The sequence below is a fragment of the Altererythrobacter lutimaris genome, from assembly GCF_013371495.1.
Taxonomy (GTDB): domain Bacteria; phylum Pseudomonadota; class Alphaproteobacteria; order Sphingomonadales; family Sphingomonadaceae; genus Erythrobacter; species Erythrobacter lutimaris_A.
The window spans coordinates 440,874-455,646 of record NZ_JABWTA010000001.1 but is presented as its reverse complement, the minus strand read 5'-3'; the positions used below and the strand labels follow the sequence as shown (position 1 = coordinate 455,646).

The 14,773-nt window shown below is 56.9% G+C and carries 15 protein-coding genes; 10 read left to right on the top strand and 5 right to left on the bottom strand.

Annotated elements, in window-relative coordinates; all coding sequences use genetic code 11:
* Window positions 1-117: 117 nt before the first annotated feature.
* The 8 genes from miaA (at window position 118) to leuA (ending at window position 8,639) form a co-directional block, all read left to right on the top strand.
* Window positions 118-1,074, top strand: a complete 957-nt coding sequence (miaA, locus tag HUO12_RS02185) for a tRNA (adenosine(37)-N6)-dimethylallyltransferase MiaA (protein ID WP_176272049.1) — start codon at window positions 118-120, stop codon at window positions 1,072-1,074.
* A 125-nt stretch (window positions 1,075-1,199) separates the two neighbouring features.
* The gene (ilvB, locus tag HUO12_RS02180; protein ID WP_176272048.1) at window positions 1,200-2,948 is read left to right on the top strand and encodes a biosynthetic-type acetolactate synthase large subunit; all 1,749 of its coding nucleotides are present in this window, start codon (window positions 1,200-1,202) and stop codon (window positions 2,946-2,948) included.
* 10 nt (window positions 2,949-2,958) lie between these two features.
* Window positions 2,959-3,474 (top strand): acetolactate synthase small subunit, encoded by a 516-nt coding sequence (gene ilvN / locus HUO12_RS02175; RefSeq protein WP_176272047.1) that lies wholly within the window; start codon window positions 2,959-2,961, stop codon window positions 3,472-3,474.
* A gap of 66 nt (window positions 3,475-3,540) precedes the next feature.
* Entirely contained in the window at window positions 3,541-3,975 is a 435-nt protein-coding gene (locus HUO12_RS02170; protein WP_176272046.1) for a hypothetical protein, read from the top strand.
* Window positions 3,975-4,994: a ketol-acid reductoisomerase gene (gene ilvC, locus HUO12_RS02165; RefSeq protein WP_176272045.1), complete on the top strand. Its 1,020-nt coding sequence runs from the start codon at window positions 3,975-3,977 to the stop codon at window positions 4,992-4,994. Before HUO12_RS02170 ends, ilvC begins: the two co-directional genes overlap by 1 nt.
* 19 nt (window positions 4,995-5,013) lie before the next feature.
* Window positions 5,014-5,613, top strand: coding sequence for a DUF4329 domain-containing protein (locus HUO12_RS02160; protein WP_217905162.1), 600 nt, complete (start codon window positions 5,014-5,016; stop codon window positions 5,611-5,613).
* Complete coding sequence (locus tag HUO12_RS02155) at window positions 5,613-6,761, top strand: alpha-hydroxy acid oxidase (protein ID WP_176272043.1); 1,149 nt, start codon at window positions 5,613-5,615, stop codon at window positions 6,759-6,761. The genes HUO12_RS02160 and HUO12_RS02155 overlap by 1 nt, the downstream gene beginning before the upstream one ends.
* 201 nt (window positions 6,762-6,962) lie before the next feature.
* A complete protein-coding gene (gene leuA, locus HUO12_RS02150) occupies window positions 6,963-8,639 on the top strand; it encodes a 2-isopropylmalate synthase (protein ID WP_176272042.1) in 1,677 nt (558 codons plus the stop codon).
* On the opposite strand, the gene HUO12_RS02145 is transcribed toward leuA, so the two are convergent.
* Both HUO12_RS02145 and HUO12_RS02140 read right to left on the bottom strand, forming a co-directional pair.
* On the bottom strand, window positions 8,629-9,591 hold the full coding sequence (locus HUO12_RS02145) for an NAD(P)H-binding protein (RefSeq protein WP_176272041.1): 963 nt from the start codon (window positions 9,589-9,591) through the stop codon (window positions 8,629-8,631). The two genes, leuA and HUO12_RS02145, sit on opposite strands and share 11 nt — an antisense overlap.
* A 3-nt stretch (window positions 9,592-9,594) precedes the next feature.
* On the bottom strand, window positions 9,595-10,380 hold the full coding sequence (locus HUO12_RS02140; RefSeq protein ID WP_176272040.1) for an FkbM family methyltransferase: 786 nt from the start codon (window positions 10,378-10,380) through the stop codon (window positions 9,595-9,597).
* A 208-nt stretch (window positions 10,381-10,588) separates the two neighbouring features.
* Here HUO12_RS02140 and HUO12_RS02135 point away from each other — a divergent pair, with 208 nt between their 5' ends.
* Window positions 10,589-11,632, top strand: coding sequence for an amidohydrolase family protein (locus tag HUO12_RS02135; RefSeq protein ID WP_176272039.1), 1,044 nt, complete (start codon window positions 10,589-10,591; stop codon window positions 11,630-11,632).
* A 102-nt stretch (window positions 11,633-11,734) separates the two neighbouring features.
* Window positions 11,735-12,718: an NAD(P)H-dependent flavin oxidoreductase gene (locus HUO12_RS02130; protein ID WP_176272038.1), complete on the top strand. Its 984-nt coding sequence runs from the start codon at window positions 11,735-11,737 to the stop codon at window positions 12,716-12,718.
* A 3-nt stretch (window positions 12,719-12,721) separates the two neighbouring features.
* Here HUO12_RS02130 and HUO12_RS02125 read toward each other — a convergent pair whose 3' ends face one another.
* From HUO12_RS02125 to HUO12_RS02115, 3 genes are all read right to left on the bottom strand, one after another.
* Entirely contained in the window at window positions 12,722-13,135 is a 414-nt protein-coding gene (locus HUO12_RS02125) for an AHH domain-containing protein (protein ID WP_232367432.1), read from the bottom strand.
* 124 nt (window positions 13,136-13,259) lie between these two features.
* Entirely contained in the window at window positions 13,260-13,997 is a 738-nt protein-coding gene (locus HUO12_RS02120; protein WP_176272036.1) for a hypothetical protein, read from the bottom strand.
* Between the two features lie 208 nt (window positions 13,998-14,205).
* Window positions 14,206-14,691 carry a flavodoxin family protein gene (locus HUO12_RS02115; protein WP_176274245.1) on the bottom strand — a complete coding sequence of 162 codons (486 nt, stop codon included), beginning with the start codon at window positions 14,689-14,691 and terminating at the stop codon, window positions 14,206-14,208.
* Window positions 14,692-14,773: the final 82 nt, after the last annotated feature.

Genomic DNA, 14,773 nt, shown 5'->3' with positions numbered 1-14,773 from the left:
AATTCGAACAGCTCAGCACTCAGCTGGCGCAGAGAAAGCACGACACCTGCGTCGTCGAGCCAATCGGGTTGATGGTCGACACTTTCCAGCGAAGCCGGGTCTGCTATCAGCCTGACTATGGGCACTGACGTCTCTCCTCAATCGGGCAAACTGCCACCGGTGGTGCTCATCGCAGGGCCGACCGCCAGCGGCAAGAGCGCAGTGGCCGTGGAGCTTGCGAAGGCTCTGGAAAAGCAAGGCCGCAAGGTGGCTGTGATCAATGCGGACAGCATGCAGGTTTACCGCGATCTCCAAATTCTGTCGGCCCGGCCAACTGATGCTGAAATGCAGGGGATCAACCATCGCTTGTTTGGAACATGGGACGGCGCACAAGCCTACTCGACTGCTGATTGGGCAGCGGCAGCGAAGTACGAGATAGCTTCGCTGCATGAACAAGGCGCGGTTCCGATCCTCGTCGGCGGGACAGGTCTTTACATGCGCACCCTACTGGATGGAATTGCGCCTATCCCCGAGATTAATCCTTCAGTGCGAGAGGAAGTCCGCGCCCTGCCGACCGAAGAAGCCTACACAGCTTTGCAAGGCGAGGATCCCGAACGTGCCGCTAAGCTCGAGCCAGAGGACGGCCAGCGGATCGCGCGCGGGCTCGAAGTTGTACGCTCGACCGGCAAGACGCTCGGCGAATGGCAGGCACAAAAATCCGGCGGTATTGGCGAGAGGGTCGACTTGCATTCGTTGATCATGCTTCCACCACGCGAATGGCTTTATGAAAGATGTGACCGACGCTTTGAGATCATGCTTGAGCATGGCGCGATCGATGAGGTGAAGGCCTTGCTTGCCCGCGACCTGTCACCCGACCTGCCTGTCATGCGCGCGATTGGTGTTCCAGAAATCGCAACCTTCCTGCAGGATGAGCTTGCACGCGATGAGATGATCGCGGCAGGACAGCAAGCCACCCGCAACTATGCCAAGCGGCAATACACCTGGTTCCGCCGCCAGCCGCCTGAAGACTGGCCACGAAATGAATCTGAATCTGTCGATATTGAGTATTATTTCGCACGATTATTACAACATTAAAGGTTGACATGACATATTCATGCTCATAGCGAAGCCATCGAAGGCCCGGTGTGCACCCTCATGCACCGGGCCGCATTTTTTGTTAAAGCCCCGCAAATTCAATTGGCGGACGGAAAGGTAGAGTTGTGACAGCCGAGCGCAGCGGCGCGGCCATCTTGGTCGATTGTCTGGTCGAACAGGGCGTAGAGTTCGTTTTCGGATATCCCGGCGGCGCGGTGCTGCCGATCTATGACGAACTCTTCGCAGACGAACGTATTCGCCATATCCTTGTGCGGCACGAAGCTGGCGCTGCGCATGCAGCGGAAGGCTATGCGCGCTCGACCGGCAAGCCTGGAGTTGTTCTCGTCACTTCCGGCCCGGGCGCAACCAATGCTGTCACCGGCATCGCCGATGCGTTCATGGATTCGATCCCGATGGTCGTTATCACCGGGCAGGTTCCAACAGCGCTAATCGGCACAGATGCGTTCCAGGAAGCAGACACGGTTGGCATCACACGCCATTGCACCAAACACAATTACCTGGTGAAGGAACCCGCCGAGCTCGGCCCTACCCTGCGAGAAGCGTTCCGGATCGCGACAACGGGCCGTCCGGGACCGGTAGTCGTCGATATCCCCAAGGACGTTCAGATCGCAGTGCCTTCGATCCCCAAGGATGAACGCGAAGAGCCTGCATCGCATCGCTATGCACCGCGCATGGCCGCCGCGCCTGAAGAAATCATTGAAGCGGTTGAACTGATGGCGATGGCCGAACGCCCGATCCTTTACACAGGCGGGGGTGTCATCAACTCAGGGCCTGAAGCGAGCCGCTTGCTACGCCAGTTGCAGGACATCACCGGCGCGCCGCTTACGAGCACACTGATGGGACTTGGTTCATTCCCGAGCGATCACCCAGACTGGCTCGGTATGCTCGGCATGCACGGTACTTATGAAGCCAATATGGCGATGAACCAGTGCGACGTAATGGTCTGTGTTGGTGCACGCTTTGATGACCGCGTAACCGGGCGTCTCGACGCTTTCAGCCCGAGTTCCAAGAAGATCCACATCGATATCGACCGTAGCTCGATCAACAAGACCGTTCCTGTCGATCTCGGCATAGTCGGCGACTGCGCGACAGTGCTCGGCCAGCTGATCGAAGCATGGGGCAAACGCAAACCGCAAGATCTGGGCGAATGGAAAGCGCGCATCATGGGCTGGCGCGCGCGCGATTGCCTCGCCTATCCCGAAAAATCCGAGATGATCATGCCGCAAAAGGCAGTCGAACGTCTCTTCGCGCTGACCAAGGATCGCAATCCGATCATCACAACCGAAGTCGGTCAGCACCAGATGTGGGCGGCGCAGTATTTCGGCTTCAACGATCCGAACAAATGGCTCACCTCGGGCGGTCTTGGCACGATGGGCTATGGCTTGCCCGCGGCGATTGGCGCGCAGCTTGGCAATCCCGATACGCTGGTGATCGATATTGCGGGTGAAGCTTCGATCCAGATGAACATTCAGGAGCTCGGCACCGCCAGCCAGTACCGTCTGCCGGTCAAGATTTTCATCCTGAATAATGAATATATGGGAATGGTCCGCCAGTGGCAGGAACTGACCTATGAGGGGCGATATTCGAATAGCTATTCGGACAGTCTGCCCGATTTCGTAGCACTGGCCGAGGCATACGGTTGGAAAGGCATCCGTATTGAAGGCGAAGCAGGGCTTGATGCCGGTATTGAAGCGATGCTCGACTATGACGGACCGGTCATTGTCGATTGCCTCGTGTCGAAAGACGCAAACTGCTTCCCGATGATCCCGTCAGGCGCTGCGCATACCGACATGCTGCTTTACGGCGATCATGTCGAAGGCACGATGGACGATGAAGCTAAGGCTTTGGTGTAAGGGCGCCGACATGAAAATTCACAAGGAAGCCAGCGAACGGCACGTGCTTGCCGTCACCGTCGATAACGAGGCCGGTATTCTCGCGAAAATCTCCGGCATGTTCACCGCGCGCGGCTACAACATTGATAGCCTGACCGTAGCCGATATCTCGGACGACCATGCCGTCAGTCGCATCACCATCGTCACCAATGGCCCACCACAAGTAATCGATCAGATCGAAGCTCAGCTTGAGCGGCTCGTGCCCGTGCACAAGGTGGTCGACCTGACAACAGCAGGCCCGCATGTCGAACGCGAGCTGGCACTTATCAAAGTCACCGGAACCGGCGAAAAGCGCGTTGAGGCTTTGCGGATTGCTGAGGTTTTCCGCGCGAGCGTTGTCGACACAACGACAGAGAGTTTTGTGTTCGAACTCACGGGCGCGCCTGACAAGATCGACAGTTTTATCGCACTTATGCGCGGGCTCGGCCTTGTCGAAGTCGGGCGCTCCGGTGTCGTCGGCATGATGCGTGGAGCTGAAGGAATCTGAAAATCACTATTGACTCTACTATTACTACTATTAAATATATAGTCACTCAAACAAAGGAGAGTGCCTATGGAAATGAAACAAATCGAAATCGACTTTGAAGTTTATCAAGCGATCGAAGCTGAAAGGAGAAGCTTCTCAGAGCCAGCAAATGCCGCTCTACGAAGACTGATCGGGATCGAATCTGGATACTCAGATGACGACGAAAGCTTCGCAAGCCTCGACGATGGCGCTTGGTCATCAAAAGGCGTCACGCTTCCCGAAGAAACCAGTCTTCGAATGGAATACAATGGATCTGTAAAGCGCGCTTTTATAAGCAAGGGCAAATGGAAAACGCCCAGAGGTATCTTTAATGGTCCCTCGCCTGCTGCAGCGGCCGTTGCGACAACAAAAGACGGGAAAACGCCAACTTTGAACGGATGGATTTACTGGCGAGCAAAATTACCGGGAACACGGGAGTGGGTCCCAATTCAGGAACTGCGCGACAAAGCGAAGGGAAGATAATGAAAGTTTATTACGACGCCGACGCCGATCTGGGCTTGATCACGGACAAGAAGATCGCTGTCCTTGGCTATGGCAGCCAGGGCCATGCACACGCGCAGAACCTGCGTGATAGCGGCGTGAAGGACGTTGCCATTGCACTGCGCGAAGGCTCTGCCACAGCGAAGAAGGCCGAGGGCGCCGGATTCAAGGTTATGACGAACAGCGAAGCGGCGGCTTGGGCAGACATTCTTATGATCCTTGCGCCGGACGAGCATCAGGCCGCGATCTGGGAGAATGATCTTAAAGGCAATATGAAGCCCGGCAGCGCGCTTGCCTTCGCGCATGGTCTCAACATCCATTTCGGCTTGATCGAAGCGCCAGAAGATATCGACGTTATCATGATCGCGCCGAAGGGTCCGGGTCACACCGTGCGCAGCGAATATCAGCGTGGCGGCGGGGTGCCGTGCCTCATTGCGATCCATCAGGACGCTAGCGGTGCAGCACATGACGTTGCACTTGCATATGCATCCGGCGTTGGCGGTGGCCGCTCCGGCATTATCGAGACCAATTTCAAGGAAGAGTGCGAAACGGACCTATTCGGCGAGCAGGCCGTGCTGTGCGGCGGTATCACGCACCTGATTCAGGCGGGCTTCGAGACGCTCACTGAAGCTGGATATGCGCCGGAAATGGCCTATTTCGAGTGCTTGCACGAGACCAAGCTGATCGTTGACCTGCTCTATGAAGGCGGGATCGCAAACATGCGGTATTCGATCTCGAACACTGCGGAATATGGCGACATTAAGACCGGCCCTCGCATCATCACCGAAGAGACCAAGGCCGAGATGAAGCGCGTTCTCGCTGACATTCAGTCGGGCCGTTTCGTGAAGGACTTTGTGCTCGACAACCGCGCAGGTCAGCCAGAACTCAAGGCCAGCCGTAAGGCTGCTGAAGCGCATCCGATTGAAAAGACCGGTGCCGAGCTTCGAGCGATGATGCCGTGGATCAGCGCCAACAAGCTGGTCGACAAAGCGAAAAACTAACGGCAAGCGTGCGGGCGTCATGCAGAACGTCCGCACAACCCAGATCATATATCTACTTTGCGCCATTGCGTTTGTGGTGATCGTTGCGCGCGCGATATCCAGTGTCAAAGGACCGGAGGATTTCGTGGTCACAGCCACCACAGAGGAAGTGCAGGCCTTCGCTCGTGAGCAGCTCGCTGCTTTGCAGGAGCGGTCATTTGCAGAAGATACCGAATACTGCGGCATCATCTTCGAAGACAGCAATGGCGATCTGGGAGCGGGACGTATCCTGACCGGCGAGCGCGCGAGCTGTGACATCGCTTACTTTGACGAGCCCGGCATGGCGCCACTCGCGAGCTTTCACACCCATGGCGGGTTTGGTGAAGAGTTTGACAGCGAGGTACCTTCAACCATCGATCTGAAAAGCGATATCGCCAGCCGAATGGATGGTTATGTCTCGACACCCGGCGGTCGGTTCTGGCGCAATGATGCTGAGGCGGGCAAATCCATACTGGTCTGCGGGCCAGGCTGTTTGCCGCGCGACCCGGCTTACCGCCCCTGCCCTGCTGCCGAGCCGAAGCCGGAGTACTCTGTCACTTCATTGCGCGCCCGTTTCGAGCGCGGTACGGAGCGCTGCTGATGCGCCTTTCTGATTGCCACAATATTGATGACTTCAGACGGCTTGCGAAAGCGCGGCTGCCTTTCCCTGTATTCGACTATATCGATGGCGCGGCGGACGACGAACTCACCAAGGCACGCAACATCGATGCCTATGCGAGCTGCGATCTTGTGCCCGATGTGCTCGCGGGCGTTGCCGAGATTGACGCCAGTTGCACGATCCTCGGCCGCAAGAGCGCGTTGCCCCTGTTGCTCAGCCCGACCGCGGTACAGCGCGCCTTCCATCATCAGGGCGAGGCTGCGGTTGCGAAAGCGGCTGAGAAGTTTGGCCTGTGGTTCGGCATTTCGAGCCTCGCGACGCGGAGCATAGAAGAGATCTCTGCGCTGACTTCGGGCCCGAAGATGTTCCAGCTCTACGTCCACAAGGACAAGGGCCTCAACCGAAGTATGATCGAGCGGTGCCAGGCGGCGAATTTCGACTGCATTGCGCTGACGGTGGACACGATCGTTTCCGGCAAGCGCGAGCGATGCTTGCGCTCTGGCTTCACCACCCCGCCCAAGTTTACGCCCGCTTCCGTGTGGTCCTACGCGACACGTCCGCGCTGGACGCTCGACTATCTCTTCCGCGAGAAGTTCCGTTTGCCCAATCTCGATACGCATGTTGACGAAGGGACGGGCAAGGCTGTCAGCATCGCGGAATACTTCAACACCATGCTCGACACGTCGATGGATTGGGACACAGCGGCGAAGATCCGGCAGGACTGGGGCGGTACATTCGTCTTGAAAGGCGTGATGAGCGCTAACGATGCCCGCCGCGCTGTCGAAATCGGAGCGGATGGCATCATGATCTCCAATCATGGCGGCAGGCAGTTGGATGGCAGCCGCGCGCCGTTCGATCAGCTGCGCGAGATCGTCGATGCGGTCGGCGGCGAGATCGAGATCATCTGCGATGGCGGTGTGCGCCGAGGCACGCATGCATTGAAAGCTTTGTGCACGGGCGCGACAGCAGCCAGCGGTGGTCGGCTCTATCTCTATGCCCTTGCCGCAGCGGGACAGGACGGCGTTGAACGCGCGCTTGGCATTCTCAAAGACGAAATCGAGCGCGGAATGCGCTTGATGGGCGTCACATCGGTCGATCAATTGACCGATGAACGGCTTCGTTGGCGCTAAACTGCGCAATTTTCAGCAGTCTTAACTTGCCTTTCACGCATCAATCGGCAAAGACGCATCGCATGACACGTAACGGAACGCTGCTACTACGACTTACGCGCCCTTGGGCGTAAGCTGCTGCGTGCCTGAGGCGCGCGGGGCGCGTCCAAGGGGATAGAGACCCGCAACAGCTTCCCAGATTTACCGTTACGAGCCCAATTCATGCCAATGCTTTCCGATCCTGGCCGCAAATACCGGCCCTTCCCGCAAATCAACCTGCCCGACCGGCAATGGCCGAGCCGCACGATCACGTCGCCGCCGCGCTGGCTTTCGACCGACCTGCGCGATGGCAACCAGTCGATCATTGACCCGATGGATGCGGTGAAGAAGAACCGCTTCTTCGACCTGCTTGTCGAGATCGGCGTGAAGGAGATCGAAGTCGGTTTCCCGAGCGCAGGCGCTACCGAATTTGACTTCATTTCTGGCCTGGTCACGTCAGGCCGCATTCCTGAAGATGTGATCGTCCAGGTCCTCACCCAGAGCCGCGAAGATCTCATCCGGACAAGCTTTGAAAGCCTCGAAGGCGCAAAGCAGGCAATCGTCCACCTCTACAACGCTGTCAGCCCCGCATGGCGCGATATCGTCTTCCGTATGTCGAAAGACGAAGTATGCGAAATCGCTTCACAAGGCGCGAAAGTGATGCGCGATGAAGCGGCCAAGCGACCCGATACGCAATGGCACTTTCAGTATTCGCCGGAGACCTTTTCAACCGCCGAAATCGATTTCAGCATCGAGGTTTGCGAAGAGGTGATGCGTGTGCTCGCGCCAACGCCCGAGCATCCGATTATCCTCAATCTGCCTGCGACTGTCGAAGCGGCAACCCCCAATATCTACGCCGATCAGATCGAGTATTTCTGCAAGAACCTGCCCAATCGCGAGAGTGCGGTGATCAGCCTGCACACGCATAATGATCGCGGAACAGGCGTGGCTGCGGCAGAGCTTGGCCTGATGGCAGGCGCGGACCGGGTCGAAGGTTGCCTGTTCGGCAATGGTGAGCGCACCGGCAATTGCTGCTTGGTGACAGTTGCTCTCAATATGTACACGCAAGGCGTTGATCCAGGACTAGATTTCTCCGACATCGACCGGGTCATCGAGACCGTCGAGTATTGCAACGAACTGCCCGTCCACCAGCGTCACCCCTATGGCGGCGAGCTGGTCTTTACGGCATTCTCAGGCAGCCATCAGGACGCGATCAAGAAAGGCTTTGAAGCCAACGAGCAGCAGAATGACGAGCAATGGCGCGTGCCTTACTTGCCTATCGATCCCGCTGACCTTGGCCGAGATTATGAAGCCGTCATCCGTGTCAATTCGCAATCCGGCAAAGGCGGATTCGCGTGGGTGCTGGAGCAGGATCAGGGCCTCAAGCTGCCCAAGAAAATGCAAGCCGACTTCTCCAAGCATGTCCAACGCATGGCAGACGCGCTTGGCCGCGAACTCAACGCCCCTGACATTTTGCAAGCATTCAAAGCCGCTTACCACGTCCAGACACCCGACAAGCACTTCCAGCTGGTCGACTACGAGGAAAGTCGCGCTTCGGATGGAACGCGCATTTTCTCAGGCACAGTCATGGTCAAAGGAGAAGAGCAGCGGGTCTCAGGCCGCGGCAATGGCTTGATCTCGTCAGTGCTCGGTACGCTGGAAGAGAGCTTTGGCTTGGATATCCGCGTGCTCGATTACACAGAACACGCCATGGGTTCAGGACGCGACGCGCGCGCGGCCGCCTATCTCATGTGCCAGTCAGGCGATGATATCATATGGGGCTGCGGGATTGACGAAGACGTCTCGACAGCAAGCGTTCGCGCGGTGCTGAGCGCGGCAAATTCCGTCGTCAAAGCTTGAGCAACGCGCGGTAGTGGATCTCGAGAGTTTCGCTCCCAAACTCGGGCGTGAGACTTTCGGAATACGCACCGGCTTCGGCGTCCCACGCCAGCATGCTTTCCGTCGCATAGTATCGCGCAATCCGCGCGTATTCGCGCTTCTCCGCAACCCAGGAAGAGAGCTTTGCAAACGGCGCCAGTATGCCCGAGAAGAAGCTAAACATGCCCACCGGCACGCTTTTGTAACGCGGCGGCTTGCCAACGAGCTTGAACAGCATTTCCCCTTGTTCGCGCGGGGAGATGGAAGGTCCGGGACCACCAATCGGCAGAATCGCGTTCTGTTTCGCTGGATCGTCCAGACAGCGCACGATGTAGCGCGCCAAGTCAGCATCGCTGATCGGTTTGCACCGGGTCAGCTCACCATCGCCGAAAAGCAGGAACGACTTACCCGCCCTCACCTGCTTGACTTGTCCCGACAGAGACTTGAAGAAGGCCGTAGGACGGACAATCGACCATGTGAGCCCAGAGACCTGCAAGCGGCGTTCGAACCGCAATTTGGCATGCTGGAAAGCAAGGCGCGGCTTTTGCACACAGATCGCTGAGAGCAAGATGAAGTGCCTCACTTCATTCGCCACTGCCTCATCCAGCGCATCCAAATTAGCTTGGAAATCAATTCTTTGAGCGTCTTCAGGTGCACCCGAACGCGACGCTAGGCAGGATATCACTGTATCAGGCTTTGCAGCCGTCATTGCATCCGCGATTGCAGCGCGATCTGTCACAAGGCCGAAATGAACGCTGCAGCCATCGCGCTCCAATGTCTCTGCCAGCGCTTCATTGCTCGAAGAACGGCGCATCATCCCGACAGTCGTGAACTCGGCTTCGACCAGCGCCCTCATTACTGCTTGGCCGATCGTACCGCTCGCGCCCAGCACCAAAACGCGTTTGCTTGGCTGAGAGGCTTTGCCTCTTTTCATCGATCAGCGGACCGGAGGCTGCTGCCCGTCGGCAAGAAACAGGAAGTTGTTCACATAGACTGTTGTGCCCGCCCGAATGCGTCCGCTTTCATCAATCGCTGCAAGCTGATGCGTGTGGACGTCGAACTTCTCCATCGAATGCCAGGCATCATCCTGAAGAAAGTACCCGGCATAGCCGATAGCTGCGAGACTTTGTGGCAAGCGTTCGAACACACCATTGCAGTGACGCTGCTCGATCTCGATAAAGATTGCGGGTTTGTCCCCTGCGAGCTTAGCCATCGCGCCCTCAAGCACCTGTTCTTCAAAGCCTTCGACATCGATCTTTACAAAATCGACTTTCGGCAGCTCCAAATCGTCCAGCCGCGCGGTCGGGATCGTGATCGTATCATGCTCGACCTGCTGGAAGGCATCGCTGCGCATAGTCGCGAAGCCGTGATCGTGCTCGGATGCGGGAATAGTGAGTTGCGCTTCACCAGGTGCATTGGACAGCGCAATCTCGCGCACTTCGACATTCTCGCGCTTGAGCGCTTTCAGCGCGCCTGCGATACGCGGATTGGGCTCGAATGCGATCACACGAGAGCAGATCTCTGCAAGCTTGTAAGAATAGACACCGCGGTTCGCACCGATATCGAGCGCAATGCCGCCAGCAGGAACAATGCGATCCAGCCAAGTCAGTTCAGGGTCCCCTCCCCCTTCAACCTCTTCGCGAAATGCCGCATGCATGCGCCAGCGCCAGACGCTCTGCGGTTCAATCGTCTTGTAGACGTTTTTCAGAAGAGTTTTGACCATCCGCAGTCTTCAGCTTTCTATTTCCTACAGTTTCGCAAAATCATAAGGCGAAATCATGGAGATAGCACAAATTTGCCCCCTGTTTCCCCCTTGCGAGATATTGTCCTATGGACTGTGTAACATGCGTAACCAACAAGCCAACGGCTTTGGCCCCATAATGGGACTGAGCTTGGCGAATTTCTAACGCAAAACACCTGGGAGTGCGGACATGACCGAAGAGATACTCGAACCTGATCTTGCGATCATCGATCCGCATCATCATCTATGGGATTTGCGGCCCCTCATGCCGATGTTCCCCGAGCCCCGTCACCGCTTCATCGAAACGCTGGTTCCGGTAGCGCATTACACGTTCGACCAGTTCCTCGCTGATTTGCAGACTGGCCACAATATTGTCGCGACTGTCTTCATGGAATGCAGCGCATTCTACCGGGCCGGGACAAGCGAAGCGATGAAAGTCGTGGGCGAAGTCGAATATGTGAATGGCGTAGCTGCGCAGTCTGCCAGCGGGCTTTATGGAAATGTGCGAGCATGTGCCGGGATAGTTGGTCATGCGGATCTCACCTTGGGTAGCGGTGTAGCGCTTGTGCTCGAACGGCTACAGGCAGCTGCGCCTGACCGGTTTAGCGGCATTCGTCATTCGTCGGCCTGGGATGCGGACCCTGAAGTGCTTGGGCCACCCTTCAGCGCGCCAGAAGGCCTACTGCTCGACACGAAGTTTCGCGAAGGCTTTGCAGAGCTTGGAAAAGCCGGCCTGAGCTTTGACGCGTGGATGCTTGAGCCTCAGCTGCCCGACCTGATCGATCTTGCGCGAGCCTTTCCTGACCAGCCGATCTGCCTTGACCATTGCGGCACACCGCTCGGGATGGCGTCTTACACTGGCAAGCTGCATCAGCGTTTCGATACTTGGCGGCACAACATCCATGAGCTTGCCAAGTGCGAGAACGTCTCGATCAAGCTCGGCGGGCTTGCGATGCACAATTGCGCAATGCCGGAGGAAGGTCCTGCTGCTGGCGTAGGTTCTGAAACGCTCGCCGCCTTGTGGCGGCCCTATATCGAAACCTGCATCGATGCCTTCGGTACAAAGCGCGCGATGTTTGAAAGCAATTACCCGGTCGATCGCTGGGGCGGGTCTTACCCTGTGCTGTGGAACGCGTTCAAACGCCTGACCCGCAGCGCGAGCGCCGAGGAAAAATCAAATCTCTATTCCGGGAACGCAGCACGCTTCTATCGCATTGAGCATGTGCTGAGCTAATCCGGCCTCAGCATTGACGTTTACGTAACGTCAGTCTCGACAAGCCGCTATGCGCACCATAGGCGGTCAACCAAACAGATTGTCACAAGGAACTTTTCGCGCATGTCTTTGCCTGCTCCGTTTGATCGCCTTCGCCTGCCGCTGATCGGCTCTCCGCTGTTTATCGTGTCCGGACCGGAACTGGTCATCGCGCAATGCAAGGCTGGCGTCATCGGAAGCTTTCCTGCACTCAATGCAAGACCGCAGAGCATGCTTGACGAATGGCTGCACCAGATCACTGAGGAGCTGGCCAAGCACAATCGCGAGAACCCGGACAAGCCGGCAGCACCCTTCGCCGTCAATCAGATCGTACACCGCACCAATGACCGGGTCGAAGCCGACATGGCGACATGCGAGAAGTGGCAAGTGCCGATGGTCATCACTTCATTGGGCGCGCGCACGGAAATTTTCGATGCGATCCGCAATTGGGGCGGCATCAGCATGCACGACGTGATCAACAATCGCTTTGCCAACAAGGCGATCGAGAAAGGTGCCGACGGGCTTATACCCGTTGCTGCAGGCGCTGGCGGCCATGCGGGCACGCAGTCGCCCTTCGCGCTGATGCAGGAAATCCGCGAGTGGTTTGATGGACTTGTCGCGCTGTCCGGTTCGATCGCGAATGGCTATTCCATTCTTGCAGCACAAGCGATGGGCGCAGACTTTGGCTATTGCGGCAGCGCGTTCATCGCCACCAAGGAAGCCAATGCGGTCCAAGGCTATAAGGACAGTATTGTTGAGAGCTCTGCTGAAGGAATTGTCTATTCGAACCTCTTCACTGGTGTACACGGCAACTATTTGCGCAATTCGATTGAAGCCGCAGGACTGGACCCCGACAATCTGCCGGAAAGCGATCCGAGCAAGATGAACTTCGGCAGCGGCGGCAACACCAAGGCAAAGGCATGGAAGGACATCTGGGGCTCAGGCCAAGGCGTGGGCGCAGTTAAAGAGGTTGGCACAGTCGAAGAGATGGTTGCCCGCTTCGAGCGCGAATATCACAAAGCCAAGGCCGAACTCCTCGCCAAGACCGACTACACTAGCTGGATCTAGTGATTAGGTAGCGCCGTAAAGCACTTCAGCCATTGCATCGAGGTCAGTGAAATCAAAGCCGTAGCCGAGCGGATCTTTGCGATTGAGAACGAAGCGATTTTCTTGCTGTAGCAAACGTTTGCGTAGCGCAGTTTGAAGCAAGCGCATCCGCATGGAAGCCGATTCAATCGCTTTACGTGGGTCTGCAATCCGTGTCCTTGACCAATCACGTTCGATACTCCCAACGCGCTCGATGACCATTTGATTGTAGCGCCTGTGCGGCCCGCGATGCATTGGAAGCCCCACTCGTTGAGCTGTATTTTCGTTCGCAGGCAGAAGCAGCCCGTTAGCGCGAAAATCGTCAAAGCCAACCCGACCTGGCTCGATCCAATCAAACATATGCCGAAAGCAACTGCGAGAGAGCAACTGTCGCGGCAAAAGATGATGACGCTGGAAACTTGGATCGTAATCCGGCGCACCACGACGGTTAACCGCGCGAAATGGCAGCCGAGCTCGCGTGTCGGCCTGAAGCTGTAACATTGGTCCCCCCGAGTAACCTCTGTTACTCTCGAGAGACCCTCACAAACTTTCCATTTCGTGAAGGGCTGAGGAGCAGACGACTACCGTCAGGCCCGATTATTGTCTCGCTCTTGTCGATGCCGCCAACCAGAACGAGCTGATTTATAAGCCTCAGCCCAAGCCGCGTGGCAGCCAGTTTGTCGATCGCAAGCTCAGGATCAATTCGCAATTCCTGATCGATAAAGTGGCTGAGGCCAACGCTGAGAATACTGCCATCAGCTTCATCAGCGAAAGCCGTAAGGCCGAGCGCGGGAAACGGTCCACCATCAAGCCATGAGGTCACAGTAGACTCAAAAAAGCGGCGCCCTATCGCCGATTGCGAAGGAGGCCAGCAGGCCACTTTTGCCTCTTTGAAATGGTGCACAAAATCGCGGGCAAGGCCCAGTAATCCTCGCAGAACCGGCACACTGCGGCCTCCACCAGAGAGGTGCTTGCCGGGCGTAAGAATGATAGATTCAAAACTCTCCAAAGGTGTATGTGGTTCAATATCAAAGCGATAATTCACCTTGGGAGCTTCGCTTGCTTCGCGCGGAGCCAAACCGACACAATCAAATGTCAGGCCTTCGCGCAGGAGTTCGAGCCAGACCGGCTGCCCCGCCAACTGCTGCGTGCCATTCGCATCAGGGCGCGCGTCAGCTTCTACAAGACGAATATCACTCGGCTCTGTGCAAGGATCGTGCGAAATCGCGAGCTGCGGCGCGGAGCGGATGAATTCGCTCATGGCAAGACGGTCTGGACGCTTGCCTGCCGTAAAGAGCAAACAAACGCTGTGGCTGGCCGCTACTTGCGACCGATCCCCAGTTTCCTCGAACCCGATTGGTCGATCCCCACCAATTGTCCGTCGTTAGTCCAGACAACCTGCAAGGAAACGCTAACAAGGTCGAGTCATTAAATTGCTGAAAGTAGTAAAAACTTGTGACTTGAAGCTCTCAAAATATTCCCGACACCAGCCCTTCGACAATCGCTTCTCCAATGTCGCGACATTGTGCGAGCTGGTCGTCAGGCACCGATTTTGGGGCCAAAATTGCTTCCGGAGACTGCGCATCCAGGTTGACGATCATGCCCTCAGCAACACGCTTCAATCGCCACCCGGTCGCGATGCGATCGATCTGACGCTCCGCACCTTCGCCATCCGATCCGGCTGCAATAATCGTTGCATATGGCCGACCCTGTAATTGATCGAGCACCGGGTAGTAACACCGGTCAAACATTTCTTTGATGAGCCCGCTCATACTCGCGAGATTCTCGGGGCAAACGAAGAGATAACCTTCGGCGTCCAGCAAATGCTCTGGCTCAACCTCGTCAGCGCGCATGAGAACTGCGTGATCCCCCGCGCCTTCGGCAGCCGCTCGCGCCATAGCTTCGCTTGCACCAGTTCGGCTGTGCCAGACAATAAGAAGCGGTGCGTTTACCATCGGCGTAAGCTTCGCATCCCACGCCTCCATGTCAATCACTGTCGATTGCAGCGGCGCAAGGCTGTTGCTCTTTCTTGACCTA